General features: G+C 59.7%; 22 protein-coding genes and 3 pseudogenes. 10 read left to right on the plus strand and 15 right to left on the minus strand.

Features of this window, described 5'->3' with window-relative positions:
• Nucleotides 1–508 precede the first annotated feature (508 nt).
• Genes ACR3E4_RS17915 through ACR3E4_RS17925 form a run of 3 tightly spaced genes read left to right on the plus strand, consistent with a single transcriptional unit; the run spans nt 509 to nt 2,477 of the window.
• Nucleotides 509–748 carry an FAD-binding protein gene (locus ACR3E4_RS17915; RefSeq protein ID WP_480567116.1) on the plus strand — a complete coding sequence of 80 codons (240 nt, stop codon included), beginning with the start codon at nt 509–511 and terminating at the stop codon, nt 746–748.
• On the plus strand, nt 745–1,746 hold the full coding sequence (locus ACR3E4_RS17920; RefSeq protein WP_480567118.1) for an FAD-binding protein: 1,002 nt from the start codon (nt 745–747) through the stop codon (nt 1,744–1,746). The genes ACR3E4_RS17915 and ACR3E4_RS17920 overlap by 4 nt, the downstream gene beginning before the upstream one ends.
• Nucleotides 1,743–2,477, plus strand: coding sequence for an SDR family oxidoreductase (locus ACR3E4_RS17925; protein WP_480567119.1), 735 nt, complete (start codon nt 1,743–1,745; stop codon nt 2,475–2,477). Before ACR3E4_RS17920 ends, ACR3E4_RS17925 begins: the two co-directional genes overlap by 4 nt.
• A gap of 18 nt (nt 2,478–2,495) precedes the next feature.
• Here the strand turns inward: ACR3E4_RS17925 and ACR3E4_RS17930 are convergent, their stop codons facing one another.
• The 5 genes and pseudogenes from ACR3E4_RS17930 to ACR3E4_RS17950 form a co-directional block, all read right to left on the minus strand.
• On the minus strand, nt 2,496–3,050 hold the full coding sequence (locus tag ACR3E4_RS17930; protein ID WP_480567120.1) for a hypothetical protein: 555 nt from the start codon (nt 3,048–3,050) through the stop codon (nt 2,496–2,498).
• Entirely contained in the window at nt 3,047–3,634 is a 588-nt protein-coding gene (locus tag ACR3E4_RS17935; RefSeq protein ID WP_480567121.1) for a hypothetical protein, read from the minus strand. The genes ACR3E4_RS17930 and ACR3E4_RS17935 overlap by 4 nt, the downstream gene beginning before the upstream one ends.
• Nucleotides 3,598–4,071 carry a hypothetical protein gene (locus tag ACR3E4_RS17940; protein ID WP_480567122.1) on the minus strand — a complete coding sequence of 158 codons (474 nt, stop codon included), beginning with the start codon at nt 4,069–4,071 and terminating at the stop codon, nt 3,598–3,600. The genes ACR3E4_RS17935 and ACR3E4_RS17940 overlap by 37 nt, the downstream gene beginning before the upstream one ends.
• Before the next feature lie 174 nt (nt 4,072–4,245).
• Nucleotides 4,246–5,687 (minus strand): annotated as a pseudogene (locus tag ACR3E4_RS17945) (sensor histidine kinase).
• A complete protein-coding gene (locus ACR3E4_RS17950) occupies nt 5,684–6,421 on the minus strand; it encodes a response regulator transcription factor (RefSeq protein ID WP_480536021.1) in 738 nt (245 codons plus the stop codon). The pseudogene ACR3E4_RS17945 and the gene ACR3E4_RS17950 overlap by 4 nt, the downstream one beginning before the upstream one ends.
• Before the next feature lie 219 nt (nt 6,422–6,640).
• Between ACR3E4_RS17950 and ACR3E4_RS17955 the strand changes: the two are divergent.
• From ACR3E4_RS17955 to ACR3E4_RS17970, 4 genes and pseudogenes are all read left to right on the plus strand, one after another.
• Nucleotides 6,641–7,884: pseudogene (locus ACR3E4_RS17955) on the plus strand (ABC transporter substrate-binding protein).
• 54 nt (nt 7,885–7,938) lie between these two features.
• Nucleotides 7,939–8,811 carry a carbohydrate ABC transporter permease gene (locus ACR3E4_RS17960; protein WP_170622510.1) on the plus strand — a complete coding sequence of 291 codons (873 nt, stop codon included), beginning with the start codon at nt 7,939–7,941 and terminating at the stop codon, nt 8,809–8,811.
• On the plus strand, nt 8,804–9,703 hold the full coding sequence (locus tag ACR3E4_RS17965) for a carbohydrate ABC transporter permease (RefSeq protein WP_480536019.1): 900 nt from the start codon (nt 8,804–8,806) through the stop codon (nt 9,701–9,703). Before ACR3E4_RS17960 ends, ACR3E4_RS17965 begins: the two co-directional genes overlap by 8 nt.
• 5 nt (nt 9,704–9,708) lie before the next feature.
• A complete protein-coding gene (locus tag ACR3E4_RS17970; RefSeq protein ID WP_480536018.1) occupies nt 9,709–10,806 on the plus strand; it encodes an ABC transporter ATP-binding protein in 1,098 nt (365 codons plus the stop codon).
• Between the two features lie 150 nt (nt 10,807–10,956).
• On the opposite strand, the gene ACR3E4_RS17975 is transcribed toward ACR3E4_RS17970, so the two are convergent.
• A complete protein-coding gene (locus tag ACR3E4_RS17975) occupies nt 10,957–13,746 on the minus strand; it encodes a bifunctional aconitate hydratase 2/2-methylisocitrate dehydratase (RefSeq protein ID WP_480536017.1) in 2,790 nt (929 codons plus the stop codon).
• Between the two features lie 343 nt (nt 13,747–14,089).
• Between ACR3E4_RS17975 and nadA the strand changes: the two genes are divergently transcribed.
• The 3 genes and pseudogenes from nadA to nadC all read left to right on the plus strand — a co-directional run bounded on the left by nadA (nt 14,090) and on the right by nadC (nt 17,560).
• Nucleotides 14,090–15,142 carry a quinolinate synthase NadA gene (gene nadA, locus ACR3E4_RS17980; protein WP_480536016.1) on the plus strand — a complete coding sequence of 351 codons (1,053 nt, stop codon included), beginning with the start codon at nt 14,090–14,092 and terminating at the stop codon, nt 15,140–15,142.
• 8 nt (nt 15,143–15,150) lie between these two features.
• Nucleotides 15,151–16,715 (plus strand): annotated as a pseudogene (locus tag ACR3E4_RS17985) (L-aspartate oxidase).
• Nucleotides 16,712–17,560 carry a carboxylating nicotinate-nucleotide diphosphorylase gene (gene nadC / locus ACR3E4_RS17990; protein ID WP_480536013.1) on the plus strand — a complete coding sequence of 283 codons (849 nt, stop codon included), beginning with the start codon at nt 16,712–16,714 and terminating at the stop codon, nt 17,558–17,560. Before ACR3E4_RS17985 ends, nadC begins: the two are co-directional and overlap by 4 nt.
• Nucleotides 17,561–17,645: 85 nt before the next feature.
• Here nadC and ACR3E4_RS17995 read toward each other — a convergent pair whose 3' ends face one another.
• From ACR3E4_RS17995 to ACR3E4_RS18035, 9 genes are all read right to left on the minus strand, one after another.
• Nucleotides 17,646–18,899 carry an NAD(P)/FAD-dependent oxidoreductase gene (locus tag ACR3E4_RS17995; RefSeq protein WP_480536012.1) on the minus strand — a complete coding sequence of 418 codons (1,254 nt, stop codon included), beginning with the start codon at nt 18,897–18,899 and terminating at the stop codon, nt 17,646–17,648.
• A 70-nt stretch (nt 18,900–18,969) separates the two neighbouring features.
• The gene (locus tag ACR3E4_RS18000; protein WP_480536010.1) at nt 18,970–20,202 is read right to left on the minus strand and encodes an ABC transporter substrate-binding protein; all 1,233 of its coding nucleotides are present in this window, start codon (nt 20,200–20,202) and stop codon (nt 18,970–18,972) included.
• A 22-nt stretch (nt 20,203–20,224) separates the two neighbouring features.
• Nucleotides 20,225–20,776, minus strand: a complete 552-nt coding sequence (locus ACR3E4_RS18005; protein ID WP_480536009.1) for a carboxymuconolactone decarboxylase family protein — start codon at nt 20,774–20,776, stop codon at nt 20,225–20,227.
• Nucleotides 20,773–21,249 carry an ABC transporter permease subunit gene (locus ACR3E4_RS18010; RefSeq protein WP_480567123.1) on the minus strand — a complete coding sequence of 159 codons (477 nt, stop codon included), beginning with the start codon at nt 21,247–21,249 and terminating at the stop codon, nt 20,773–20,775. The genes ACR3E4_RS18005 and ACR3E4_RS18010 overlap by 4 nt, the downstream gene beginning before the upstream one ends.
• A 44-nt stretch (nt 21,250–21,293) precedes the next feature.
• The gene (locus tag ACR3E4_RS18015; protein WP_480567124.1) at nt 21,294–21,680 is read right to left on the minus strand and encodes a branched-chain amino acid ABC transporter permease; all 387 of its coding nucleotides are present in this window, start codon (nt 21,678–21,680) and stop codon (nt 21,294–21,296) included.
• Nucleotides 21,677–22,537 carry a branched-chain amino acid ABC transporter permease gene (locus ACR3E4_RS18020; RefSeq protein WP_480536006.1) on the minus strand — a complete coding sequence of 287 codons (861 nt, stop codon included), beginning with the start codon at nt 22,535–22,537 and terminating at the stop codon, nt 21,677–21,679. The genes ACR3E4_RS18015 and ACR3E4_RS18020 overlap by 4 nt, the downstream gene beginning before the upstream one ends.
• Nucleotides 22,537–23,286, minus strand: a complete 750-nt coding sequence (locus ACR3E4_RS18025) for an ABC transporter ATP-binding protein (protein WP_480536005.1) — start codon at nt 23,284–23,286, stop codon at nt 22,537–22,539. The genes ACR3E4_RS18020 and ACR3E4_RS18025 overlap by 1 nt, the downstream gene beginning before the upstream one ends.
• Nucleotides 23,286–24,113 (minus strand): ABC transporter ATP-binding protein, encoded by an 828-nt coding sequence (locus ACR3E4_RS18030; RefSeq protein ID WP_480567261.1) that lies wholly within the window; start codon nt 24,111–24,113, stop codon nt 23,286–23,288. The genes ACR3E4_RS18025 and ACR3E4_RS18030 overlap by 1 nt, the downstream gene beginning before the upstream one ends.
• Nucleotides 24,035–25,582, minus strand: coding sequence for a sulfatase-like hydrolase/transferase (locus ACR3E4_RS18035; RefSeq protein ID WP_480536004.1), 1,548 nt, complete (start codon nt 25,580–25,582; stop codon nt 24,035–24,037). The genes ACR3E4_RS18030 and ACR3E4_RS18035 overlap by 79 nt, the downstream gene beginning before the upstream one ends.
• Nucleotides 25,583–25,590 lie beyond the last annotated feature (8 nt).

The raw sequence follows: 25,590 nt of genomic DNA on the forward strand, positions 1-25,590 counted from the left end.
GCTATGACATTGGGGGGCTGGTCCTGCGTTATGCGCGTTTGCAGTCGTTGCGACGATTGCAAACCTGACGACCCAACGGCTGGTTTTGCTTTGGGGCGAAAGTTTGGGCCACTTCGTAATTGCCAAGGCGCAGGTACATTCGTAGGTCTGGTTATTAAGTACCTTCTGGACAAACGCTGGATCTTCTATGATCTGTCCTCGGCGCGGCAGCGCATGGCAAGAAATTCACGCTTTATACCATCATGGGGCTGGTCACGACCACAATCTTCTGGGGTTCCGAGACGGCCTGCTGGCTGATCTGGAAAACCGAACTTGCACGAGATTGGTGCCGTAATCGGCCTGACCATCGGCTATGTGGTGAAATACAATCTGGACCGGCGCTACGTGTTCACTGACGCGATGCTGTCGCTGGGGCGTGCCACATGATGCTCAGCGGCTGGGGGCGGTTTCCAGTCATCTTTGCACCGGTCGTTGACAGGCCGCGTTCCGAGGCCGACCTGACCGCGCTTTGACCAAAGGCGGCGTCATCGCGCGCGGGAACGGGCGTGCATATGGCGACTGCGCCATCAGTCGTCGTGGCACAATCGACATGCGTCACTTCAACCGCATGATCTCGTTCGATGCGGAAACCGGCATTCTGGTTGCAGAGGCTGGTGTGTTGCTGGCGGATGTCATCACCTCTTTCCTGCCGCGCGGTTGGTTCCCTCTGATCACGCCGGGTACCAAATTCGTGACCTTGGCGGCATGATCGCCGCCGATGTGCATGGCAAGAACCATCATCGTGACGGCTCAATGGCGGCGGCCCTTGAATGGGTCGATGTCATGGATGCCTCCGGTCAGGTGCACCGGGCATCCCGTACGGAAAACCCTGATCTGTTTGACTGGGTACCCGGCAGTATGGGGCTGACCGGAATTATCCTGCGGGCCGCCATTCAGCTTCAACCGGTCGAGACCGGCTGGATCAGGCAAACCACGATCCCGGCCCGGAACCTGTCTGAAGCGATGGAGATTTTCGAGACCTCCAACGCAAGCCCGTATTCAGTCGCATGGATCGATTGTCTCAAAGGCGGCGCAAACCGGGGCCGGTCTTTGGTTATGTTGGGCGAACACGCCCCGCGCGACATGCTGGGTGCCCGGGAAAATGTTGACCGGTACGCGCTGCGTCCCAAACGAAAAAAGAGTGTGTCCTTCGACTTTCCAGGTTTTGCCATGTCCGGCCCCGCGGTGAAGGCGTTCAACGCGCTCTACTACCGCGCTGGATTGCGCAAGGCCGGCGACAGCCTGGTGGATTGGGACAGCTATTTTTATCCTCTGGATGCGATTTTGAACTGGAACCGGATCTATGGGCGAAAAGGGTTTCTGCAATTCCAATGCGCTTTGCCGCTTGAGGCATCCAAAGCAGGTCTCGAAGCTCTGCTTGAGGCTATTTCCGAGGCTGGCGCCGGGTCATTTCTGGCTGTTCTGAAACGGTTTGGCGAACAATCCAGCAAGTTTTCGTTCCCCATGCTCGGTTACACACTGGCACTGGACTTTCCTGCCACCACCAAAAACCTCAGGTTGCTGGAACGGCTCGACCAAATTTCCATCGCCCATGGGGGCCGCTTCTATCTGGCCAAGGATGCCCGGATGACCGCACAGACATTGATCAAGAGTGATCCGCGTGTAGCGCGGTTCGTGGCACAACGTCAGGACAGCGGTGCCTCTGATACTTTTCAATCCTCCCAATCCGAAAGGCTCGTGCTATGAGCAAAGATTCCGTTCTCATTCTTGGTGCGCGCTCGGACATCGGCCTCGCGGTGGCGCATAAGTTCGCAAGCCTCGGCCATCCGATCCAGCTAGCGGCGCGCAATGTCGAAACTCTGGAACCCAATCGCGCCGACATCACGACGCGCTACAACGTCGACGTTACACTTCATACGTTCGACGCGCTGCAGCCCGATGGTTTTGCAGACTTCGTTGACGGCCTGCCAGACCTGCCAACGATCGCGGTTTGCGCCGTCGGGTTCATGGGTGAGCAATCGCAGAACGAACATCTAGCAGCCTCCCGCCTTGTCATGCGTTCGAATTACGAAGGTCCGGCGGGCATTCTGGCGGAACTCGCCAACCGGTTCGAGACGCGTGGTTCCGGCACGCTGGTCGGTATCAGTTCGGTCGCCGGTCTGCGCGGGCGCGCCACAAACTATATCTATGGCTCGGCCAAAGCAGGGTTTACCGCCTTCCTGTCTGGTCTGAGGAACCGGCTGGCAAAGAAGGGTGTGCATGTGGTGACGGTGCTGCCCGGTTTTGTCGCCACGCAGATGACGGAAAACATGGACTTGCCCGAACGGTTGACGGCACAACCGATGGAGGTTGCCGATAAGATCGCCACAGCTGTCGAACGTGGTAAAAACGTGGTTTATGTCCGTTCGATCTGGTGGCTCATCATGACGATCATCTGCAACATTCCAGAGAATGTGTTCAAGAAACTGAAACTATGAGATCGCTACCCGCTGCGTTCAGGGCCCGGAAGATTCCGGGCATTTGACCTTCAGGACGTAACCGGGACTGAGCAGCGTTTCAAAAACACCAACCGGTTCATAGTCGCAGGACCTTTCGTCAAGCACTTGTCGCAACCCGTGGGTCGCCCGCCCCGGTTCTCCGGGCCAACTTGCATGGATCGAGCTAATATAGAACGTGCTGCCATCGCGGGGCGCCGCATCCAGAACAAACCGCGCCAGCGGGCGAAAATCGCCGCGTAACCGCAGCATGATGTACATTTTCGACCAGGCCGTAGGGTCATTATGCAGCATATCCTTGATCGCTTCGGAATATCGCTCGGCGTCCATCCCGTCCCATTTTGGGTCGAAATAAGACGGATCTATCGCAACGCTCTGGGTCGACAAAGATGGCGCGTAGCTGTGATGCGATATGGGTGCGCCGCGCTCGATCATCAGCGGGATCAGACGAAATGTTCCGAAATAATGCAATACCTGCGATGGCGGCAGGTCCGCCAATGTTTCGATCACCTGACTGCCTGATCCTTCGACAAGACGCGGCGGCCATTTCGTCACCACGCGCATCCCGGTCGCTGCGAAAACGCAGCACAGCACAGCCAACCCCGCAAATGCAAAGGGACGGCGATAGCTTGTGGAGCGTAAAAGGCAATCGACCACCGCCCCGGACAATACGGGAATATCCCCAACATCCAAACCAGATGGCGCGAACTGACCGCCGGATATTTGCCAATTGCGGCAAGACCCAGAAAGACTGCCGTAATGGTGGTGACAAACAAAACCAGACCCGCTAGCTGCGATTGCTCTGACCCTTTCAAGAACGCAAGTGCGGCCAAAGCGGTCAGACACACCAATAGCAGTATGGCTGCGCCCCTAGTCTGAAACAGCTCCTGCGCGGCGTTGCCGAACCGGTACAACGCCTCCAATCCCAGCCCCCCATAAGCGTCGGGGAACGCGGTGATCTGGATTTTTGTCGCATGACCAATCTGAAGATAGTAGGCCAGAGCCAGCACAATCATCAGGCCAGCCAGCGCGATCTCTCTGACCTCAAGCTGACGCCTGAGCAGCCGTAGGATCAGAAATACACCCACCACGACACAAGAGCCTACAATGGTCGAAACGCCCAGAAGAAGACCCGCCAAAGGATCGCAATGTCGCAAAAATTGAGTGTCGCACTCCGGTCTTTCGCGTAGATCCAGGCCGCGAAGATGGCGAACCCGGCTGCATCGAAGGCATAGAATTTCAGCATCGAGCCGTTGATCAAAAATGACGGAAGCGACAGCAACACGAACAACCCTGCCGCCAGCGGCAGAGCACGCTTGCCAAAGGCGCCGACAAGTGCCGCCGAGATCACGCACAGCGTCAGCAGGATGATGACCAGTCGCATCGAATGAATTGACAGGCCAGAGATGGAGTGAAGCAGCAGGTTGAACACCGGCGGCCCTGCCTGCTGCGCCTCGGGCAAAGGGCCGAAGGCCTGGGCCAGGTTGTCCAGCGGAAAATTCAGAAGCTGCGAAACTTCATCTATCCAGATACTGCGGTCGGTCCAGAAGTAGATTTGGACGGCCCCGAAAACCAAAACCAGAATTAAAATCAGTAAACCAATCGGGCCGTTGGGCCGGCCAATGTCCTTTCCATGGCAGTCTCTCTGAATGTGCCTACATGGCAATGAGTAAACGAAACTGGGACAACGGGGCAAGGCGAGCGCATCAGGAGCCAGCGACCTTCTGGTGATGCGGGTCTTGTCGATGAGTTATTGCCGCGTGATCCGCAGACACGCGCGCAGGCCCTGATCTCCGACCTCGAAACTCAGCGCACCTCCGTGTTGTTCGGCAATCGTGGCGGCAATCGTCAGGCCCAGACCGAACCCATCGGAAGACCCTGTGTTCGAACCTCGCCGGAAGGGCGCCATCAGCGCCTCGATATCCGCGACAGACAAATCTGCCCCTTTGTCTTCCACCGTAATGGTCGCAGTGGTGGCGTCGGTTTCCAGTTGGACCTCGGCGCAGCGGCCGTATTTCAGCGCGTTGTCGATCAGGTTGGTCAAGGCCCGCCTGAGCGAGATTGGCCGCCCCACAACAAGCATTCGCCGAGTTTCCGTCAAAGATCCGTGCCCGCGACGGGACATGAAAACCGAAGGCGCGCCCTCAATCTCGACCGGGGCGATTTTCTGCAGCGTGACGGGCTTTTCCATATCCTGATAATCGGCGACAAGCGATTCAACCAAGGCGGTCAGCGAAATCTGTTGCGGTTCCTCAACGCTGAGTTCCGAGCGGGTGTAGGTCAGCACGCTTTCGATCATGCCGGTCATCTGGTCCACATCGGCCTCAAGCTTTTCGCGTAGTTCATCATCTGCGATCAGCGCGGCGCGCAGGCGCACACGGGTCGCTGGCGTGCCCAGATCATGGCTGACGCCCGACAGAACCGTGGCGCGCTTTTCCAGTTGCATCCGTTCGTCATCCAGATGCGCATTCACGGCCAGAACGATCTCGCGCAGTTCCGCAGGGCCGTCCGCCTCATAGCTATTCGGCCCGCCCCGGCGTTTGCGGTCGCGCAGAGCAGTGGCAAAGCGGGTGAAGCTGTCGGACACATTGCCGACCGATCCGAGAATGACCGCCAGCGCCACAACTGCTGCCAGAATGGCGGGCAGGCGCAGATCAGTGGGCGCAGCCCTGCAGCCCCAGACATCGGTGCCATCCACCCGTTGCCAGGGCTGCGCCCGAATTGCGCGATCAGGATGGGCTCACTGCAGTAGGTTGCCAACAGCCGGGTCAGGTTGCCCAGCTTCTCGGGTCCGGTCTGATCGATGCGCGACATGATATCCGAGACTGGATAGACCAACCGATCAGACATCACCGCAAGCGTCAGTTCGCGCCCAGCCAAAGGCGCAGTGCTGTCCGTGAGGATCGAGAGGTTTGTCACAAAGCTGCGATCCGACAGTCCCGGCAATTGTTCGAATTCCCCGGCATCGGCCAGCCGAGAGATCTCGGGTGGAAGCGGCGTGATTTTGATCCCCGGCGGCGGTGTCTGAGCCACGCGCAGATCCTCATACACGGTGAACCCGGCGACATAGGCGCGAGTCAGGAAGCTATCCCATGCGCGCGCCGAGGCGAACCATAATCCGGCAGCAAGCAGGCCGGTGGTAAAGGCCGCCCCGGTCCAGATCCATCCCAGGCTGCGCAGGCGCGGTGTCATGCGTCCTCTTCCACCGACACCTCGGCGGCAAAGACATAGCCGACCCCGCGTTCCGTGCGCAGCATTTGCGGGTCTTTCGGATTAACCTCGATCTTCGAGCGCAGCCTGCCGACCAGCATATCAATGGCGCGGCCCTGCGCCTCGGGTTTGTCTGCTTCGCCTGTGACATCCAGCGCAGCGGCAATCTCATCCCGGGTTAGCGGGATATGCGGGTTGGCCAGCAAAACCTTAAGCAGCGCGGTTTCCCGTTGCGACAGCGAGACCAGATAACCTTCGGGCGAATGAACCTCGTCGCGTTTGCCATCATAGCTCCAGTCATTGAACCGAAAGCTCTTGGTCCGACGGCGATAGGCCAAAGACGGCGTGCGGCGGGCGCGCTGCATCACCGCGCGGACACGCGCGAGCAAGAGCTGCGGGTTGAACGGCTTGGCAATATAGTCGTCGGCGCCGACTTCATATCCTGCCATCCGTTGATGGTCGGCAGACAGCGCCGAGACAAGAATGATCGGCACATCCTGTTCGGCGCGCAGGCGGGCGCAGATCTCGACACCATTCTCATCGCCCAGCATCACGTCCAGCAGGATCAGATCGATCCGGCCCGCGGTCAGGTGTGACCGGACCTCGGATTCGGTGCTGGCGGGCAAGGCGATGAACCCATTCTGTTGCAGGAATTGGGTCATCATCGACCGCATCTCGGGGTCGTCATCCACCACCAAAAGTCGCGGAATGCTCACGCGGTATGTCCTCCCAATCTTTGCACCTCTGGCATCATCCATTGTAACGAACGGAAACAGATTCAATGTCAACGTAACACGCTGTAACAAAAGCAGTGAAAAACTGGGCCTCGAAAGATGCACAGTACGGATTCCGCGTTGCCAGACGCTGATCTAGTCGCAGTATTGCGGGCATCGCTGCTCCGGCAGTCAAAATACAATCTTGGGAGGAGACAAGATATGAATCGTTTTGCATTTGCCACCGTTTCGACACTGGCCGTTGCGGCCGCGTCGTCCGCTGTGGCCGAGCCGCAGGCTGAAGTTCTGCATTGGTGGACATCGGGTGGTGAAGCCAAATCAGTAGCCGTTCTGCAGGAAGAATTCGCCTCGAACGGTGGCACCTGGACCGATATGCCAGTTGCCGGTGGTGGCGGTGATGCGGCGATGACCGCACTGCGCGCACGTGTTCTGGCCGGTAACGCACCAACTGCCGTTCAGTTGAAAGGCCCCGCCATTCAGGAATGGTATGAAGAAGGCGTTTTGGCCGACATCTCCAGCGTTGCCGAGGCAGAAGGCTGGGCGGACGTACTACCCGCCTCGATTGCTGGCCACATGCAATGCGAAGGTACCTGGTGCGCGGCTCCGGTTAACGTTCACCGCGTCGACTGGATCTGGGCCAACGCCGACGTTCTGGCCGCAAACGGCATCGAGATGCCGACCACATGGGACGAATTCAACGCCGCAGCCGATAAACTGCAAGCCGCTGGTGTGATCCCGCTGGCCCATGGTGGTCAGGCGTGGCAGGACGCAACCGTCTTTGAAACCGTGGTTCTGGGCATTGGCGGACCCGAGTTCTTCCAGAAAGCACTGGTCGATCTGGACCCCGAGGCGCTGACCTCGGACACCATGGTTCAGGTCTTTGACCAGATGCGCACCCTGCGCGGATACGTGGATGAAAACTTCTCGGGCCGCGACTGGAACCTGGCGACCGCGATGGTCATGAACGGCGAAGCGGCGTTCCAGATCATGGGTGACTGGGCCAAGGGTGAATTCCTGGCGGCCGGCAAGAAGCCCGGCGAAGATTTCCTGTGCGCCTCGACCCCGGTGACGGCTATCTGTACAACGTCGACAGCTTTGCCATGTTTGACGTGGAAGGCGACGACAAGAAAGCCGGTCAGGACCTGCTGGCCAAGCTGATCGTCGCGCCAAACTTCCAGAAAGTGTTCAACCTGAACAAAGGCTCGATCCCTGCGCGGACCGACGTGGCGCTGGATGACTTTGACATCTGCGCAAACCTGTCGGCCGAAGATATGGGGTCAACCTCGGCAGGTGGCTCGCTGCTGCCGTCCTACGCCCATGGCATGGCGCTGCGCGGTGCGCAGTCCGGTGCGATCACCGATGTTGTGACCGCGCATTTCAACTCGGATATGTCCTCGGCTGACGCGGTTCAGCAACTGGCGGACGCGGTAGCGAACAGCTACTGATCAACACGCTCTGCCCCTATAATGCGGGGCAGAGCATCTTTCCCGGAGGCTAAAATGTCCGAATGGCTGGAAAACCACCTGCCCAAGGTGGTGCTGGCACCGTCGTTCATCGCCGTATTGATCTTTGTCTACGGATTTATCGGATGGACCGCATGGGTGTCACTGACCCGATCGAAACTACTGCCGAAATACGAGATCAATGGCTTCATCCAGTATGAACGCCTGTTCGACTCTCCCCGTTGGGATACGGCGATCAACAACCTGTATATCTTTGGCGCGCTGTTCATCGTCATCGCGATGGTACTGGGCCTGTTGCTGGCCATCCTGCTGGATCAGAAGATCCGCGTCGAAGGGGCGATCCGCACGATCTACCTGTACCCCATGGCGCTGTCGATGATCGTGACCGGCACGGCGTGGAAGTGGATTTTGAACCCAGGTCTGGGCATTGAGTCCATGGTGCAGGGCTGGGGCTTTACCAATTTCGAATTCGACTGGCTGGTGAACCCTGACTACGCCATCTACACCATTGTTATGGCCGCGATCTGGCAAAGCTCGGGCTTCGTTATGGCGCTGTTTCTGGCTGGTCTGAGATCGGTGGATGGCGAAATCATCAAGGCCGCGCAGGTCGATGGCATCCCCACCTGGCGCATCTATACGGCGATCATCATCCCCTCGATGGCCCCGATCTTCCTATCGGCCTTCATCGTACTGGCGCACCTCGCAATCAAGAGCTTTGATCTGGTCATCGCCCTAACGGGTGGTGGTCCGGGTTATGCGACCGATCTGCCAGCCACCTACATGTATGCCATGGCTTTTTCGCGCGGCGATATCGGTCAGGCGGCCTCGTCCGCGATGATCATGATGCTGGTCGTCTTTGCCATCGTGGTTCCCTACCTTTACTCAGAGCTGAGGGCGAAAAATGACTGATCTGTCGATGCCCCAAACCCAAACCCGCACCCAAAGCGCCGCCGGCAAGATTGCCCTGCGATGGCTACTGTATGTCCTGCTGGGCCTGTTCGCGCTGTATTACCTGATGCCGCTGTTCGTGATGTTGACCACATCGCTGAAAAGCCTTGAGGAAATCCGTACTGGCAGCCTGATTTCGCTTCCGCGCGAGGTCAGCTTTGTCGCCTGGAAAACCGCATGGTCCGGGGCCTGTACCGGTATCCAGTGCGAAGGTCTGCGCCCTTACTTCTGGAACTCGGTCCTGATCGCGGTGCCTGCGGTCGCCATCTCCACCCTGCTGGGTGCGCTGAATGGCTATGTCGTGGCGCAGTGGCGGTTCAAAGGGGCCAACATCATCTTCTCGCTGATGCTGTTCGGCTGCTTCATCCCGTTTCAGGTTGTTCTGCTGCCGATGGCGCGTCTGTTGGGCATGATGGGGATCGCCGGGACCATTCCGGGCCTGATCTTTGTCCACGTGATCTATGGGCTGGGCTTCACCACGCTGTTCTTCCGCAACTACTATGTCACCATTCCGGCCGAGCTGACCAAGGCGGCCCGTGTCGATGGGGCCGGTTTCCTGCGGATTTTCTGGTCGATCTTCCTGCCGCTATCGCTACCCATCATCGTGGTGACCGTGATCTGGCAGTTCACCCAGATCTGGAACGACTTTCTGTTCGGCGTGTCGTTCAGCCAGGCGGGGACGCAGCCCGTGACCGTAGCGCTCAACAACATCGTAAACTCCACCACCGGCGTCAAAGAGTACAACGTCGACATGGCCGCCGCGATCATCGCGGGGCTGCCGACGCTGCTCGTCTATGTCGTTGCCGGTAAGTATTTCATCCGCGGCCTGACCGCTGGCTCAGTGAAGGGATAAGACCCATGGCTCCCATCCTTGATATCAACAATCTCTATAAGAACTACGGCGCAACCGAGATTCTGAAAGACATCAACATCTCGATTGATCCGGGCGATTTTCTGGTGCTGGTTGGCCCCTCAGGCTGCGGCAAGTCCACTCTGCTGAATTGCATAGCGGGACTGGAACCGATCACAGGCGGCACGCTTTCGATTGGTGGCAACGACATGACACATGTCAGCCCCAAGGATCGCGACATCGCGATGGTGTTCCAATCCTACGCTCTGTACCCGACCATGTCGGTGGCCAAGAACATCACCTTCGGCATGAAGGTGCGTGGTGTGGATCAGGCGACGCAGGAGGCCAAGCTGAACCAGGTCGCCTCACTTCTGCAAATTGAGCAGTTGCTGAACCGCCGACCCAGCCAGTTGTCAGGTGGTCAGCGTCAGCGGGTGGCGATGGGTCGGGCGCTGGTGCGTGACCCCAAGCTGTTCCTGTTTGACGAGCCGCTGTCGAACCTCGACGCCAAGCTGCGGGTCGAAATGCGTACCGAGATCAAGAAGCTGCACCAGACGCTGGATGCTTCAATCGTCTACGTGACCCATGACCAGATCGAGGCGATGACTTTGGCCACCAAGATCGTCGTTCTGAAAGGCGGGATCGTGCAGCAGATCGGTAGCCCGGCCGAGATCTATAACAATCCGGCCAACCTGTTTGTGGCCGATTTCATGGGCTCGCCTGCGATGAATCTGATCCCGGCGCAGGCAAGTCAAAACGGTTCGGCGACGCAGATTGCCATTTCTCGGCCTTCGGGCGAGACTTTGGTATTGAACGACGCCCGCAATCTGTCTCTGCCAAAGGATGTGATCCTGGGCTTGCGCCCAGAAGACATCGCCGAGGCCGGATTCCGTGCCGGAGCCGGTGTACAGGAGGCCGAATGCATGGTCGACATGGTCGAGCCCGCCGGGGCTGATACTTATGTCGTCTCAGAACTGGGCGGCAAACAGGTCACCGCACGGCTGCATGCCGAAACCAGTGCCAAGGCCGGTGAGGTGCTGAATTTTGCCATCGACATGAGCAAAGTATCATATTTCGCGAAGGAAACGGGTGAACGGTTGAACTAGCGCCCGGCACCGACTTCACGCCGGATCGTCTGTTATGTTGGAGCTGTTCAACATTCACTCGATCCGGTCCGTGCAGCGACAATCACTGAAATGCGCAGGCAAGATCGAGCGCGCGGGCCGGTCGTCAGAACGACGACCGGCCCGGCATCTTTAGAAATGCACTGAATTGGAAGTCGCCGGATCGACCGCCGATGGCACGAAGCGAGTCAGGTCAATGCCTTCGACCGCAGCCTTGTATTCTTCTATTTTCGGTGTGCGTCCCAGAATGGCGGACAACACCACAACCGGGGTCGAAGCCAGAAGGCTCTCGCCTTTCTTGTCCGGTGCGTCTGCCACGACGCGGCCCTGGAACAGGCGGGTCGACGTGGCCAGAACCGTATCACCCTTAGCGGCTTTCTCCTGGTTGCCCATGCAGAGATTGCAGCCCGGGCGTTCGAGATACAGGATATTTTCGTACTCGGTACGCGCCTTCTGTTTCGGGAACAGGTCGTCGAATTCGAAGCCCGAGTATCTTTCGAGCACTTCCCAGTCGCCCTCTTCCTTCAATTCGTCGATGATATTGTAGGTCGGCGCCGCGACCACCAGAGGTGCCTTGAACTCGACCTTACCGGTCTCTTTCTCGAGGTTCTTCAGCATCTGAGCGACAATCTTGATGTCTCCCTTATGCACCATGCAAGAGCCGACAAAACCCAGATCCACCTGCTTTTCAGCATTGTAATAAGAGATCGGACGGATCGTGTCATGCGTATATCGCTTGGACACATCGGCGTTGTTGACATCGGGGTCGGCGATCATCGGCTCGTCGATCTGGTCCAGATCAACGACAACCTCTGCGAAGTATGTGGCATTGTCATCCGGACGCAACGCAGGCTTCTCACCCGACTTGATCTCGGCAATGCGTGTATCTGCGATGTCGATCAGCTTTTGCAGCATGCCATTTTCATGCTCCATGCCTTTGTCGATCATGATCTGAATGCGCGATTTGGCCAATTCCAGCGACCCGACCAAAGTCTCGTCATTCGAGATACAGACCGAGGCCTTAGCCTTCATCTCAGCCGTCCAGTCGGTGAAGGTAAAGGCCTGATCCGCCAGCAGCGTTCCGATATGCACTTCGATCACGCGTCCCTGGAACACGTTGTCGCCATGCTGTTCCAGCATCTGCGCCTGTGTGGCATGGACCACATCGCGGAAATCCATGTGCCCGGCCATCTTGCCCTTGAAGGTCACTTTGACCGATTCCGGGATCGGCATCGATGCCTCACCGGTCGCCAGCGCCAATGCCACGGTGCCCGAGTCTGCCCCAAAGGCCACGCCTTTTGACATACGGGTGTGGCTGTCGCCGCCGATGATGACAGACCAGTCATCCACGGTGATGTCGTTCAGCACCTTGTGGATCACATCCGTCATCGAATGATAAACGCCTTTCGGGTCACGTCCGGTGACGAGGCCGAAATCATTCATGAACTTCATCAGGCGCGGCGTGTTGGCCTGCGCCTTGGCATCCCAGACCGATGCTGTGTGACACCCCGACTGATAGGCTCCATCAACACTGGGCGCCACAACTGTCGCGGCCATCGCCTCAAGCTCCTGCATGGTCATCAGGCCAGTGGTATCCTGCGAGCCAACTATATTGACCTTTACACGCACATCAGAACCGGCATGCAGTGTCTTGCCTGGCGTTGTGCCCAAGGCATTTTTGTTGAAGATCTTCTCAACGGCAGTCAGGCCCTGCCCTTCGTGACTGATTTCCTTGGATGGCGCGAAAACCAAAGGCGCTTCAATTCCCAATGTTTCAGCCGCAAATGTCTGGAGTTTCTTGCCGAAGACAATCGCGTACGAACCCCCGGCCTTCATGAACTCCACTTTCTGCGGGGTAAAGGACGAGGATACGTCGACCAGTTCCTCTCCATCTTCGCTCAGCAGCTTGCGGTCTTTGGAGTTGATCTTGAGGACGGTGCCGGTTGCGACCGAATACTTCTCTTCAAGGATCGGGTTGCCATCATTGTTCAGGATCGCTTTGCCATCCTCGTCCACCTTCTTGACCCAGTTTTTCAGATCAAGACCGATGCCACCGGTCACGCCCACGGTGGTCAGGAAGATCGGCGAGATACCGTTGGTGCCCGCAACGATCGGGGCGAAGTTGACGAAGGGCACATAAGGGCTGGCCTGTTTGCCAGTCCACAACGCCACGTTGTTAACGCCGGACATGCGCGACGAGCCCACACCCATGGTCCCCTTTTCCGCAATCAGCATCACATGCTTGCCGGGGTACTGCAACTTCAGCGCCTCAATCTCTTGCTGCGCCTTCTCGGAAATAAAGCACTTGCCGTGCAGTTCCCGGTCTGCACGTGAATGCGCCTGATTGCCCGGCGACAGCAGATCGGTCGAGATGTCACCTTCGGCGGCAACATAGGTCACGACTTCGATCTCTTCATCGATATCCGGCAGCTTGGTGAAGAACTCAGCCTGGGCATAGCTTTCAAGGATTTCGCGCGCCTTGGAATTGCCCGCCTCGAAGGCTTCTTTCAGGCGATCGGTATCAGCGTCGTACAAGAAGACCTGCGTTTTCAGAACCTCTGCCGCCTGCGCTGCGATCTCGGCGTTGTCACTCAAAGCCAGGTCCAGAAGCACCTCAACCGAAGGGCCACCCTTCATGTGCGACAGCAATTCAAAGGCGAAGGCCACCGAAATTTCTTCGACCACCGCATCGCTCAGAACGATCTCCTTCAGGAATCGCGCCTTCTCACCGGCAGCGCTGGTCGTGCCAGGCAGCGTGTTGTAGATGAAATGGTTCAGCGACTCTGCCCGATGCGGATGATCGACATCCTTGATCTGATCAACAAGCTCTCTGACAAGCGCGCCGTCATCAATGGGCTTGGGGTGCAGGCCCTGCGCTTTGCGGGTTTCAATTTCGTCGAGGTATTCTGTGTACAGGCTCATGGCTCATTCCGGCAATTGTGGCTTGCTGGCAGATGCTCAAAGTGTAGCGAACACCTGACCAAATTTATTTGTATGCCGCGGTATACTATAATGAAGCGAGTTGCAAGTGACCTAGCGCCAAGTCTCACTCATTTTTCTACTGCATTTACTAACGCCGTTAGACCGCACGTCACAGCCAAAACCGCATTAACAGCTCTGGTCACCCTGAAATTCAGGTCAAAAAACCCAGTTGTTTCAAACTCGATCCGTACTTTGGGAAATTCGTCCAGGATAGGTGCTGGTCAATTCGCTTCAGAACCCATATTAGGAGTGTCACGCGTTTATCAGGCAGAAAACCAGTCCCGTGTTCGACCTTCCCGCGCAGCGCGCGCACCTCTCCGAAAAGTATGACCTTGCCCCGTCGCCCGAGCTTGCCGCAAGCATGAGCGATATTTATGACCGGATGTCCCGTGTGGTATCTCCGGTGGATTGGGCGGTGTACGCGCCATACGTCAAGGCGATCAACGATCTGAAGACCGAGCGGAATGCGGTCATTCTGGGTCATAATTATATGACGCCCGAGATTTACCACGGCATTTCAGATTTTGGCGGTGACAGTCTGCAACTGGCCATCAAAGCGACCGAGGTCGAGGCGGATGTGATTGTGCAATGCGGTGTGCATTTCATGGCCGAGACATCAAAGATCCTCAGCCCCGGGAAAACCGTGCTGATGCCGGATATGGAGGCCGGATGCTCTCTGGCGGAATCGATCACCGCTGAGGGTATCGCCGAGATGCGCCGCCGCTATCCCGGCGCGCCCGTCGTATCCTATGTAAACACCACCGCCGAGGTCAAAGCGGCCTCGGACATCTGCTGTACCTCGTCCAACGCGGCACAGATCGTGGCGGCGCAGGACAGCCACACTGTCATCATGACCCCCGATCAGTATCTGGCGCAGAACGTCGCGCGCGACGTGCCGCAGAAAAACGTGGTCTGGTGGGAAGGCTCGTGCATTGTGCACGAGCAGTACAGCGCCAATGACCTGCGCGATTTCCGTGAATGGAACCCGGGCACGCGTCTGATCGCGCATCCCGAATGTCCGCCGGATGTTGTGGCCGAGGCCGATTTCTCGGGCTCCACCAGCGGCATCATCAAATATGTCACCGATGAGAAACCGGAAAAGGCGCTGCTGATCACTGAATGTTCGATGGCTTCGAACATTGCCGACGCGCTGCCCGAGGTCGATTTTGTCGGCCCCTGCAACATGTGCCCGTACATGAAGAAGATCACGCTTGAAAAAGTGCTCTACGCACTCGACACCATGACCGGACAGGTCAAGGTGGATGCCGAAATCGCCAGCAAAGCAAGACTGTCGGTGCAGCGTATGATCGATCTGTCGCGCCAACTGGGTATTTGACCGACGACATGCAGACTGTCGAGACGCCACGTGTGGTGATCATCGGGGCCGGGCTGGCGGCGGTTTACGCGGCGCTGAAGTTGGCCCCTGCCCCGTCGTGATGATCTCGCCCGAACCGCTTGGAATTGGAGCAAGCTCGGCCTGGGCGCAGGGTGGCGTCGCAGCGGCAATGGCGCGCACAGACAGCCCGCAGGCGCACGCAGAGGACACCATGCGCGCCGGGGCTGGTTCGGTTCTGCGCGAAGTGGCCGAGTTTGTGACCAACGCCGCGCCGGAGCATATCCTTGATCTATCCGATCTGGGCACCGGGTTCGACCGCACTGCCGATGGGGGCTTTGTCCAGTCACGTGAGGCAGCGCATTCAGCCGCGCGGGTGGTTCGGGTCAAGGGCGATCAGGCCGGGGCCGAGATCATGCGAGCGCTGATCGTCGCCCTGCGTCAAACTCCGTCTATTCAGGTCGTAGAAGGGGCGCTGGCGGTTGGGCTGGAAAGCGATGGTGAGAAGGTCAGCGGCGTCTATCTGACCAACGCCGAAGCACCGGGTGGACCTCAGGTTCTGTTGCGCGGGTCGGCGCATATCTTGGCAACCGGCGGCTCGGCTGGTCTTTATGCCCAAACCACCAATCCTGCGCGTATTCGGGGTCAGGGCATTGGTATGGCCGCCCGCGCCGGTGCGCGGATTGCGGATGCCGAGTTCATCCAGTTTCACCCCACTGCAATCGACGTCGGTGAAGACCCTACACCGCTGGCGACCGAGGCATTGCGGGGCGAAGGTGCCGTTCTGATCGATAGCAATGGACATCGGTTCATGCCCGATATCCATCCTGACGCTGAACTGGCTCCGCGCGACACTGTTGCGCGTGCCGTCTACCAGCAGACGCAGTTGGGCAATCGTCCCGCTCTGGATACGCGCAAGGCCATCGGCGCCGCGATCGGGGACAACTTTCCGACCGTGACCGAAGCCTGCCTGCGCCATGGTGTGGACCCGGTACACGATCCGATCCCGGTGACGGCCTCGGCGCATTACCACATGGGCGGTGTCGAAACCGATCTGGCCGGCCGAAGCTCATTGAACGGGCTTTGGGCCTGTGGCGAGGCCGCCTCGACCGGGTTGCACGGCGCGAACCGACTGGCGTCGAACGGTTTGCTTGAGGCTTTGGTGTTTGCGCGCGCCTGCGCGCGAGACATTGCGACGGATGTCTCCGAACGGAGCGCGCCGGAAGTCGACATCGCTCTGGTGCCCGATGGTTCTGCCGGGCAACACCCCGATTTGTCCGCTCTGCGCAACACCATGACCAAATTTGTTGGCGTGGTCCGTGATCAGGATGGTCTGCACCATGCCCTGACCGATATCGCAACGCTTGAGGCCCGGCACACGGGCTGCGACCTATTCCTGAACATGACGGCCACCGCCACCCTGATCGCGGCAGCCGCGTTGCTGCGCGAGGAAAGCCGTGGCACGCATTACCGCTCTGATTTTCCTGATCTTATTCCCGGACCCGGCCAACGCTCTGCCCTGATGCTGGGCGATGCTCTGGCCTTGCGGGACCGTATTGCAAAGGACGCAGAATGACCCATCCGGCTTTGCCCGACCTGATCTTGGAACCTTTGGTGCGATCAGCACTGATGGAGGATTTGGGCGCCTATGGCGATATCACCACTCAGACCGTAATCCCCGAGGATGCAACCTATGCCGCCCGACTGAACGCCCGCGCGGATGCCGTGGTCTCGGGAATGCAGGTTGCTGCGTTGGCCTTCCGGCTGGTCGATCCTTCGTTGGAGATCTCGACACACATTGCGGACGGGCAGCGCTGCGCCAGGGGCGACACGCTGATGGAGATCCGGGGCAAAGCGTCCTCGATCCTGTCAGGAGAGCGCGTGGCGTTGAACTTTGCTGGACGGCTGTGCGGTGTGGCCACCGCGACGGCGGCGCTGGTGGCGGAAACCAGGGGCACCAGGGCGCGCATCACCTGCACGCGCAAAACCACACCCGGTCTGCGCATCGTAGAAAAACAGGCCGTTCTGCATGGCGGTGGTTTCAATCATCGGTTTTCCCTGTCCGACGCGATCCTGATCAAAGACAACCATATCGCGGCGGCGGGTGGCGTGCGTGCGGTACTGGAGGCGACGCAGGCTCGCGCCTCGCACATGATGAAGGTCGAGATCGAGGTGGACACGCTGGATCAATTGGCCGAAGTGCTTGAGGTGGGCGGAGCCGATGTCGTCTTGCTGGACAACATGTCGCCCGACATTCTGACCAAAGCGGTTGCGCTGGTCGACGGTCGACTGATCACCGAGGCCTCGGGCAACATCAACATCGACACGGTGGCAGCCGTGGCGGCGACGGGCGTGAATTACATCTCGTCCGGGGCGCTGACCCATTCTTATCCTTGTGTCGATCTTGGGCTGGACTTTTGATGGGAGGGGATACTTAGACGCCCCCACTGATCTCGATTTGCCGCAATGGTTTGCAGATAATCCCTTCCCGGGCGGAATATGTCGCTTACACCCTTTGATACCGGGTGGCCCTAAAGGCCGACAGATCGTGGTTCATCGGTGTACCCGCCGCGATATCCGCAACCAACTCGCCCGTCTTTGGGGCCATCATCAAGCCATAGTGGCTGTGGCCAAACGCTGCGATCAAGCCGGGAAACCCCTCGATCTCGCCAATACAAGGCAGGCTGTCGGGTAAACTGGGCCGCTGACCGGACCATGTGGACATGTTGCTGTCGTCAAGATCGGGCAACAACGCACGAGCCAGTGTAACCAGCCCCTCAAGGCGTTTCGGGTTGTCGGGTGCGTCAAGCCCTGCGAACTCTGCAGTTCCGGCAACGCGCAACCCTTCGGCCATCGAGGAAGCGACAAATTTCATGTCCATATCCATGACCGAATGAGTCAGCGTGACGCCCGGATCGGTGAATGAAACATGATATCCACGCTCGGATTCCATCGGGATTTTTAAGCCCAATCGTCGCAAAAACTCCGCAGACCATACGCCCATTGCAATGACCAGTTTTGCCGCCGTTCTCTGGCCCTGATCGGTGGTGTAAAGCCAATCACCGTTAGGAGTGGGTCCAACACCATGCACAGTTTCGCGCAGAATAGTGCCGCCCAGGGTTTGAAATTTCTCGGCCAGAACAGTGGCGATCCGACCCGGAGACACCGCCCGCGCCTGTCCCTTTATCAGAATAGCAGCTTGAAATTCTGTCGTCAGATGCGGCTCCAATTCGCGAAGCTCGCCTGCGTCTATCCGTTCGATTTCTGCGCCGCGAGACTGGCGCATACTGTAGTCCAGCGTTTCAGGATTGGCAGAGTCGGCGTTTCGAAAGGCGTGCACATAGTAACTGTCCACAATCAGGTCTTCATGACCGGTTCCCGCCAGATGGCGGCGGAATAAACTAATGCAGCCGCCGTTCAGGAAATCCATCGCGTCCGAAATCGGACCAATTCGGTCGGGATGCCCTTCTCGCAAGAACCTCAGGCCCCAGGGAAGCAATCGGGGCAGGTAAGAAGGCTTCACCGTCAAAGGCCCATCGGGATCAAGCAGACAGCCGGGCACTTTTTTCCACATACCTGGAAGAGGCTGTGGAATGCTGGACCATGGTGAGATGATCCCCGCATTTCCGGCGGATGTGGCCTGCCCGGGCGCCGCCCGATCTATCAGCGTGACTGCGAAGCCGCGTTGAACAAGGGACAGAGCACAGCATATCCCCACGATCCCGGCCCCCAGAACCGTGATGTTATCATTTTCAGCCATTTGGAACGCTTAATTCGGTGTTGCTTGATAGACAGCCCCGACATTTGGGGCTGCCGTGCTTCAGACCGGTTCAGATCGTGCCCAGCTCGACGTCCTTACCATCCTTGATGACAAAGTGCGCGAAAGGCCGGTCTTTCAGATTGCCATCCGGGTGGAAGGCTACGTCCATGCCGTAGCCGGTATAGTTGACCGGATTGCCGGTCCGAACAGCTTCGAGCAACGGAACCGCTCCGCCGACATCTGATCCACCGCCATTGGTGATGTTCAGGATTTCCTTGGTATAGACCGTCGCGTCCGGCGTGCCTGCCTTTTCCATTGCGGCGGCGTGCACGGCCATCGAATCCGCGCACAGGGCCGAGAAAGGCAGGAAGGTGCCGGGTTCGACACCCATCAGACCCTCGAACTCTTTGTAAGCAGCGGAAGAACTGTCATTGGTGGCCTGCAGGTGGTTGATACCCTCGCCGACCTCGGTGCCGACGGCTTCGATGAACTTGCCGCCGCCGTTCACACCGGCGCTGGCGGCGATGGTCAGAGTGTAAAGCTCGGCCTCATAACCGCCCCGGAACCATTCCTTGGCGATCGAGGTGAACTGGGTGACATAGGCGGGCAGGAAGACGGCGGTGACGTCCTCGCTCATGACCTTGTCGACTTCGGCGCGGAAGCTGGGCTGATCGGGCTTTACCTCGGCCTGCACCACCACTTCGCCGCCACCGGCCTCGATGGTCTCGATGAAGGGGCCGATCATCGACTGGGTGAACGCGGTCTGCACCGCAAGGATACCGACCTTTTTGTGGCCTGCCGCCAGCATCGCCTTGGCCGGGGGTATACCCCACTCGCGGCCCGTGGCCTGAAAGCGCCAGATCAACCCGCCATGGTCGCCCTCGGTGATCGCATCCGCCGCGCCCAGACAGCTGACCGAGACGCCCTTTTCGATGGCCAGCGGCTTGACCGCCAGCGTCGGGCCGGACCCCCACATGCCGACAATGGCGCTGACCTGATCTACGTCCAGCAGCTTGCGCGCGGCGCGCACGGCGGAGGTGGGGTTGGTTTCGCTGTCCTCGGCGATGATCTCGATCTGACGGCCATCCAGAATGCCGCCCGCGTCGTTGATCTGGCCTGCGATCACCTGCGCCGCCTTGACGATGTTGGGCCCGTATGAGGCCCCGCCGCCGGTCAGGGGCGAAATCATGCCAATCTTGACCGGTGCGTTCTGCGCCAGCGCGGGCAGCGGCAGGCTCGTGGCGGCAAGTCCCGCCGCCGTCGTGCCCAGAAACCGCCTGCGGTTCATGATCAGTTTCGTCATCACTCTGTCCTCCTCTGAGTGGTCATGTGCTGGCGGGGACCTCCTCGACCCCTTCCTCCAGCGTCAGTTGCAATGCGTCGTTGAAGCGGTTGAACGCGCCACACAGCGCGATGCGCCAGGTCAGCTCGACGATCTGCGCATCGGTGAAATGGGCGCGCAGGTCAGTGACCTCGGCATCGCGCATCCGGTTTGCGCGGGTGGTGACGGCCACGGTAAAGCGCACCACCATCTTGTCGACCTCGTCCAGTTCCGGGTGATCCTCGACATCTGGCAGACGCGCGATGCCCTCGGCGCTGAGGCCCGCAACCTCCAGCATCGGCGCGTGGTGCGAGATGCAATAGGTGCATTCGTTCAGCTTTGACACGGTCACCAGCGCCAGTTCCAGCGCGCGGCGGGGCAGCACCGCCTCGTCCCGCAGGTCCAGCAACATGCCGAACAGGTGCTTCAGGATCACCGGACGGTGCGCCATCGCGCCGACCAGATTGCCGAACGGGCCATAGCGGTTCATTTCATCAAAGACGGCGCGGGCCTCATCCGGAAGGGAGTCTGCCGAGAGGGGAGAAATCCGGCTCATGACAGATCTCCGTCTTTCGCCTGCAGGCGGTATTCACGCATGAAACCCTGCGGGCGATAGATCAAGAGAAGGATGAGGCCCACACCGATCAGGATCAGACGTAGTGACGCGGCCTGCCCAGCGTCCAGAAACGGCATGAGGTCTTTCAGGAAACGGGTGCCTTCCAGCAGCACCATCACCGATACAGCGCCGATCATCAGGCCGGTGTTCGATCCGCGCCCGCCCGCAATCACGGCCATGAAGGCATAGGCGGTGACAAAAGCGCCGAATTGCGTGGGGTCGATATAGCTGAAGTAAAAGCTGTGCAGGCTGCCCGCCGCGCCGATGATGGCCCCGCCTGCGGCAAAGGTGCGGACGCGGAACGACAGGGTGGTTTTCCCCAGCGTCGCGGCGACCAGATCATCCTCGCGCAGCGCCCGCAGGACGCGCCCGAAGGGCGAGACCGTCAGCAGTTGTGCAAAGACAAAGCACAAGGCGAAGACCGCGACCGAGATGGCAAGGAATATCAGCTCATAGTTCAGGCCCGAGGCAACGCCGGACAGCGGTCGGGGATGCCGGGCAAGCCGTTGGCACCACCGGTCAGCCAGGTCTCGTTCAGCAGGAACAGGCGGACGGCCTCGGCAAAGGCGAGTGTGGCGATGGCCAGATAATCCTCGCGCAATCGGGCCGAGACCAGCGCCACCAGTGCCGACAGGATCACGGTCACGATCACCGCCAGCACGGCGGCGATCAGCGCGGGCACCCCGGCCAGCGCCGACAGGCCCGCGACATAGGCGGCAACGGCGAAGAAACCGAAGATGCCGAAATTGACCATCCCGGCCTGACCCCATTGCAGGTTCAGCGCCAGCCCGATCAGGGCCGAGATGACGACGAAGATGAGAATTGCGGTGAGATAGCCGATCATCTGCTGATCCTCGCTTTGCCAAACAGTCCGTGCGGGCGCAGCAACAGCACCAGGACGATAATCAGGAAGGCCACTGCCTGACGGTAGGTGGTGGGTAGGATCAGGGTCGACAGCTCTTCGGCCACGCCGATCAGCAGCGCGCCGACAACGGCCCCCAGCGGGTTGCCGATGCCGCCCAGAATGACGGCAGCAAAGACCGGCAGGATATAGTTCCAGCCCATCAGCGGATCGACCACGCCGTCCATGCCCACCAGCACCCCGGCAAAGCCCGCCAACACCCCCGAGATCGCCCAGACCGCCCCGATAACATAGTTGCGGTTGATGCCCCGCACGCCCGCCAGATCAGGGTTGTCCGACACCGCGCGCATGGCGCGGCCCAGCGGGGTACGCATCAGGATGAACCACACTGCGACCATTGCCAGCAGGGAAACGATAACGATGGTAATCTGCTCGTTATTGACGCGCATCCCCATCCAGCGATGCGGGCGCGCCACGGCAATGTCATAGCCGCGAATATCCGACCCCCACAGGAACCGCACCACATTCTCCAGCACGAAATAGACCCCCATCGACGCCACCAGCAGCGTCACATGGTCCGAATTGCGCAGCGGCCTATAGACCAGCCGATCTGTCAGCAGCGCGACCGAGGCCAGCCCGACCGCCCCCAACCCGGCGGCCAGCAGCAGCGGTGCGCCGATATCGACGTTGAAAAACAGCGCGATATAGGCCCCCATCGTAATCATCGAGCCGATGGCGAAATTGGGAAAGTTCAGAACACCGTAAGTCAGCGACAGCGCGATGGCGGGCAGGGCCACCAACAGCCCCGAGACCACGCCGTTCAGCAGGATTTGCAACATCACACAGACTCCGCCGCTGTGACATCCGCCGTGCCCATATAGAGCGCGTGGATATCCGGATGGTTGAGGAAATCGGCGGCGGGCATCTGCGCCCGGACCTGACCCGAGACAAGCACGATGGCGGTTTCCGAGATCACCATCGCCTCTTTCACATTCTGTTCGATCATCAGGATCGACACGCCCGCATCTTTCACGGCCTTCACGGCCTGAAACATCTCGGCCACGTATTTCGGGGATAGCCCGGCGCTTGGTTCATCCAGCAACAGCAGCGAGGGGTCGGGCATCAGCGCGCAGCCAAAAGCCAGCATCTGCCGCTGACCGCCGGACAGATTGCCCGCCATGTCGCCTTCGCGATGGGCAAGATCGGGGAAGATGTCGAACACCCGCTCGCGCGCGGCTTTCAGGCCCTTGGTGTCTTTGGCGATGAACTCATAGGCCAGCGTCATGTTCTCGCCGATGGACATGTTGCGGAACACGTTGTGTTCCTGAGGCACGTACCCCAACCCAGCGCGGGCCTTGGACGGCGCGTTCAGCCGGGTCACATCGGCGCCGTTCAGCGTGATCGTGCCCGCGCGCGGCGTCAGCAGGCCAACCAGCGATTTGATCAGCGTCGACTTGCCCGCCCCATTAGGCCCCACGATGGTCGAGATCGCGCCTTCGGACACGGTGAACCCAGCGCCCTTGATGATGTCGCCGCCGCTGCCGTAACCGGCGCGTAAGGAATCGACTGTCAGGATCGGATTGCTCATCACGCCATGCTCCCCAGATAGGCTTCCAGAACGCGTGGGTCGGTGGTGATCTGCGCGAACGAGCCGTGCATCATCTCGCGCCCTTCGGTCATCACGTAGACGCTGTCGCACAGGCGCTCAATCATCTCCATGTCGTGTTCGACGATAGCGAATGTGACGCCTTCGGCCTTGAGCGACAGGATGAAATCGGCCAGCACGCCCTCCATCGTCGGCGCGACACCGGCGGCGGGTTCGTCCAGCAGGATGACCTTGGGCGACAGCATCATGGCGCGCAGTACCTCGAGCAGCTTTTTCTGCCCGCCAGACAGGTTCGCCGCCGACTGATCAGCCAGCCGCCACAGATCGACCCGTTCCAGCAGGGCGCGGGCCTGTTCGATGGCTTTCTCTTCCTCAGCCCGGATACGGGCGCGGGAAAACAGCGAGGCGGCGATGCCTTCGCCCAGTTGTCCGGGGCGTGCCAGCAGCAGGTTTTCCAGAATGGTCAGCGCCCCCAGATCGCGGCTGATCTGGAAGGTGCGCACCAGCCCTTGTTCGGCCAGCTTGTGCGGCGGCAGGCCGGTGATGTCGGCGCCATCTAGAACCACTTGGCCCGCGTCAGGGCGAAAGGCACCGCCGATAGTGTTGAACAAGGTGGTCTTGCCCGCCCCGTTGGGGCCGACAATCCCGGTCACCTGCCCGGTGGGTATGTCGATTTGCCCGACGTTCAGCGCCTGAAAGGCCCCGAATTTCTTGATCAGGCCTGAAATCTTCAGCGCGCGTCCCCTCCCATGTTCCAGATTTTCTGCGCCTTGCCGTCGGTTGCGTAGGGCAACCAGTAATCCGACAATTGCTTGGGTGTGTGTTTGATGCGGTGGCTCAGCAACGCCTGTGCGCAGGCGGCCAGGGCGGCTGCATGGGCCGGATCACCGGCCAGGTTGTCATGACAGTGCGGGTCCGCGTTCAGGTCGTACAGCAACGCGGACTGCGCCGGGAAATGAATGTATAGCCAGTCCCGCGACATCAGCGCGGTAAAACAGCAATCGTCTACGTGATCCGGCAGTAGATGAGCCAAACCCGGGTTCAGGCGCAGCTCGCGGAAATCGGTTTCCCACACCGTATGCCAGCGCCAGTTCTTGGGCGCGCGGCCGCGCAGGAACGGGGTCAGGGCATGACCGTCACAATGCGGCGCAAGCTGGCCCACAGCCTCGGCTATGGTGGGCAGGATGTCGATGGTTTCGGTGAAGGCGTGGCTCTCGGAGCCATGGCTGGCCGGATGGCGTGGATCGCGGATCATGAGCGGCACATGGAACAAGCCCGGGAACGGCCCGCGCCGCCCATAGATCCAGTTGTCGCCCAACTGGTCGGCATGGTCCGAGGTGAAGATGATCAGCGTTTCATCATACCGCCCGCTGGCCTTGAGATCGGCGATCAGCGCGCCGAACTTCTGGTCCACCTCGGCCATGTTGCCGTAATAGGCGGCGCGCATGGCCCGGTCGTGATCGTCGGTCACCTGATCGGGCGCAAGATCAGCGCGGAAATAGCGCTTGGACCCGTAAGCCTCAAGGGACGCGGCCAGAAACGGGTGGCTGTCGGAAACCTGGGCAGGCGTAGCGGGCCGCGCCGGGACTGACAGATCCGCCGAGTCGAACATTCGGTTGAACGGTTCGGGTGCGACCATCGGCGGATGCGGGCGCAGGCAATTGAGGTTCACGAACCACGGCCGCAGCCCCATCTCGGCGATGTAATCCCGCGCCGCGCCGAACATGAAGGCGGTATCGCTGAATTCCGCCGGGTACTGGCAGGGTGCATCCGGTTGCGCCGGATCATAGCCGCCTTTGGGCAGAAAGATACTTTCGGGATCGTCGCCCTGCTCGATCACGACCCCTTGCCCATCCAGCCAATCGCGCCACGCGGCAAAGCCGTCATGGTAGAAGAACCCCGCGCGCGTTTCGAACCCGGGACAGACCCAGGGCTGCAGCTGCGCGGTATTGTCGGGGTCGTTGGGGGTATCGGTATAACCGAACAGAACCGGCGTGCGACCGCTGTCCGCCACCAGATGCGCAAGGGTCGGAACGCTGGCGGGCAGTGGAGTTTCATTGCTGACCTGCCGGTGGTTCATCAGGTACAGCCCGGTCAGCAGCGAGGCCCGCGACGGCCCGCAGGGCGCGGCCTGCGCGTGATGCCGGCGGAACGACATCGCCTCGGTCGCGAAGGCGTCCAGATGCGGCGTTTTCACGTCCGGATGCCCCCATGCGGCAATAGAATCCCCGCGCCACTGGTCGGCAATGACCAGCAGCACATTCCGAATTGCTGACATATCTCTCC

Source organism: Ruegeria sp. AP11, assembly GCF_056535865.1.

What these genes read in the sequence shown, in the direction of transcription:
- ACR3E4_RS17995 (WP_480536012.1), bottom strand. Translation starts at nt 18,899, where the DNA reads ATGGCTGAAAATGATAACATCACGGTTCTGGGGGCCGGGATCGTGGGG.
- ACR3E4_RS17970 (WP_480536018.1), top strand. Translation starts at nt 9,709, where the DNA reads ATGGCTCCCATCCTTGATATCAACAATCTCTATAAGAACTACGGCGCA.
- ACR3E4_RS18000 (WP_480536010.1), bottom strand. Translation starts at nt 20,202, where the DNA reads ATGACGAAACTGATCATGAACCGCAGGCGGTTTCTGGGCACGACGGCG.
- ACR3E4_RS18020 (WP_480536006.1), bottom strand. Translation starts at nt 22,537, where the DNA reads ATGTTGCAAATCCTGCTGAACGGCGTGGTCTCGGGGCTGTTGGTGGCC.
- ACR3E4_RS17965 (WP_480536019.1), top strand. Translation starts at nt 8,804, where the DNA reads ATGACTGATCTGTCGATGCCCCAAACCCAAACCCGCACCCAAAGCGCC.
- nadC (WP_480536013.1), top strand. Translation starts at nt 16,712, where the DNA reads ATGACCCATCCGGCTTTGCCCGACCTGATCTTGGAACCTTTGGTGCGA.
- ACR3E4_RS17975 (WP_480536017.1), bottom strand. Translation starts at nt 13,746, where the DNA reads ATGAGCCTGTACACAGAATACCTCGACGAAATTGAAACCCGCAAAGCG.
- ACR3E4_RS18015 (WP_480567124.1), bottom strand. Translation starts at nt 21,680, where the DNA reads ATGATCGGCTATCTCACCGCAATTCTCATCTTCGTCGTCATCTCGGCC.
- ACR3E4_RS18005 (WP_480536009.1), bottom strand. Translation starts at nt 20,776, where the DNA reads ATGAGCCGGATTTCTCCCCTCTCGGCAGACTCCCTTCCGGATGAGGCC.
- ACR3E4_RS18025 (WP_480536005.1), bottom strand. Translation starts at nt 23,286, where the DNA reads ATGAGCAATCCGATCCTGACAGTCGATTCCTTACGCGCCGGTTACGGC.
- ACR3E4_RS17960 (WP_170622510.1), top strand. Translation starts at nt 7,939, where the DNA reads ATGTCCGAATGGCTGGAAAACCACCTGCCCAAGGTGGTGCTGGCACCG.
- ACR3E4_RS17925 (WP_480567119.1), top strand. Translation starts at nt 1,743, where the DNA reads ATGAGCAAAGATTCCGTTCTCATTCTTGGTGCGCGCTCGGACATCGGC.
- ACR3E4_RS18035 (WP_480536004.1), bottom strand. Translation starts at nt 25,582, where the DNA reads ATGTCAGCAATTCGGAATGTGCTGCTGGTCATTGCCGACCAGTGGCGC.
- ACR3E4_RS17920 (WP_480567118.1), top strand. Translation starts at nt 745, where the DNA reads ATGATCGCCGCCGATGTGCATGGCAAGAACCATCATCGTGACGGCTCA.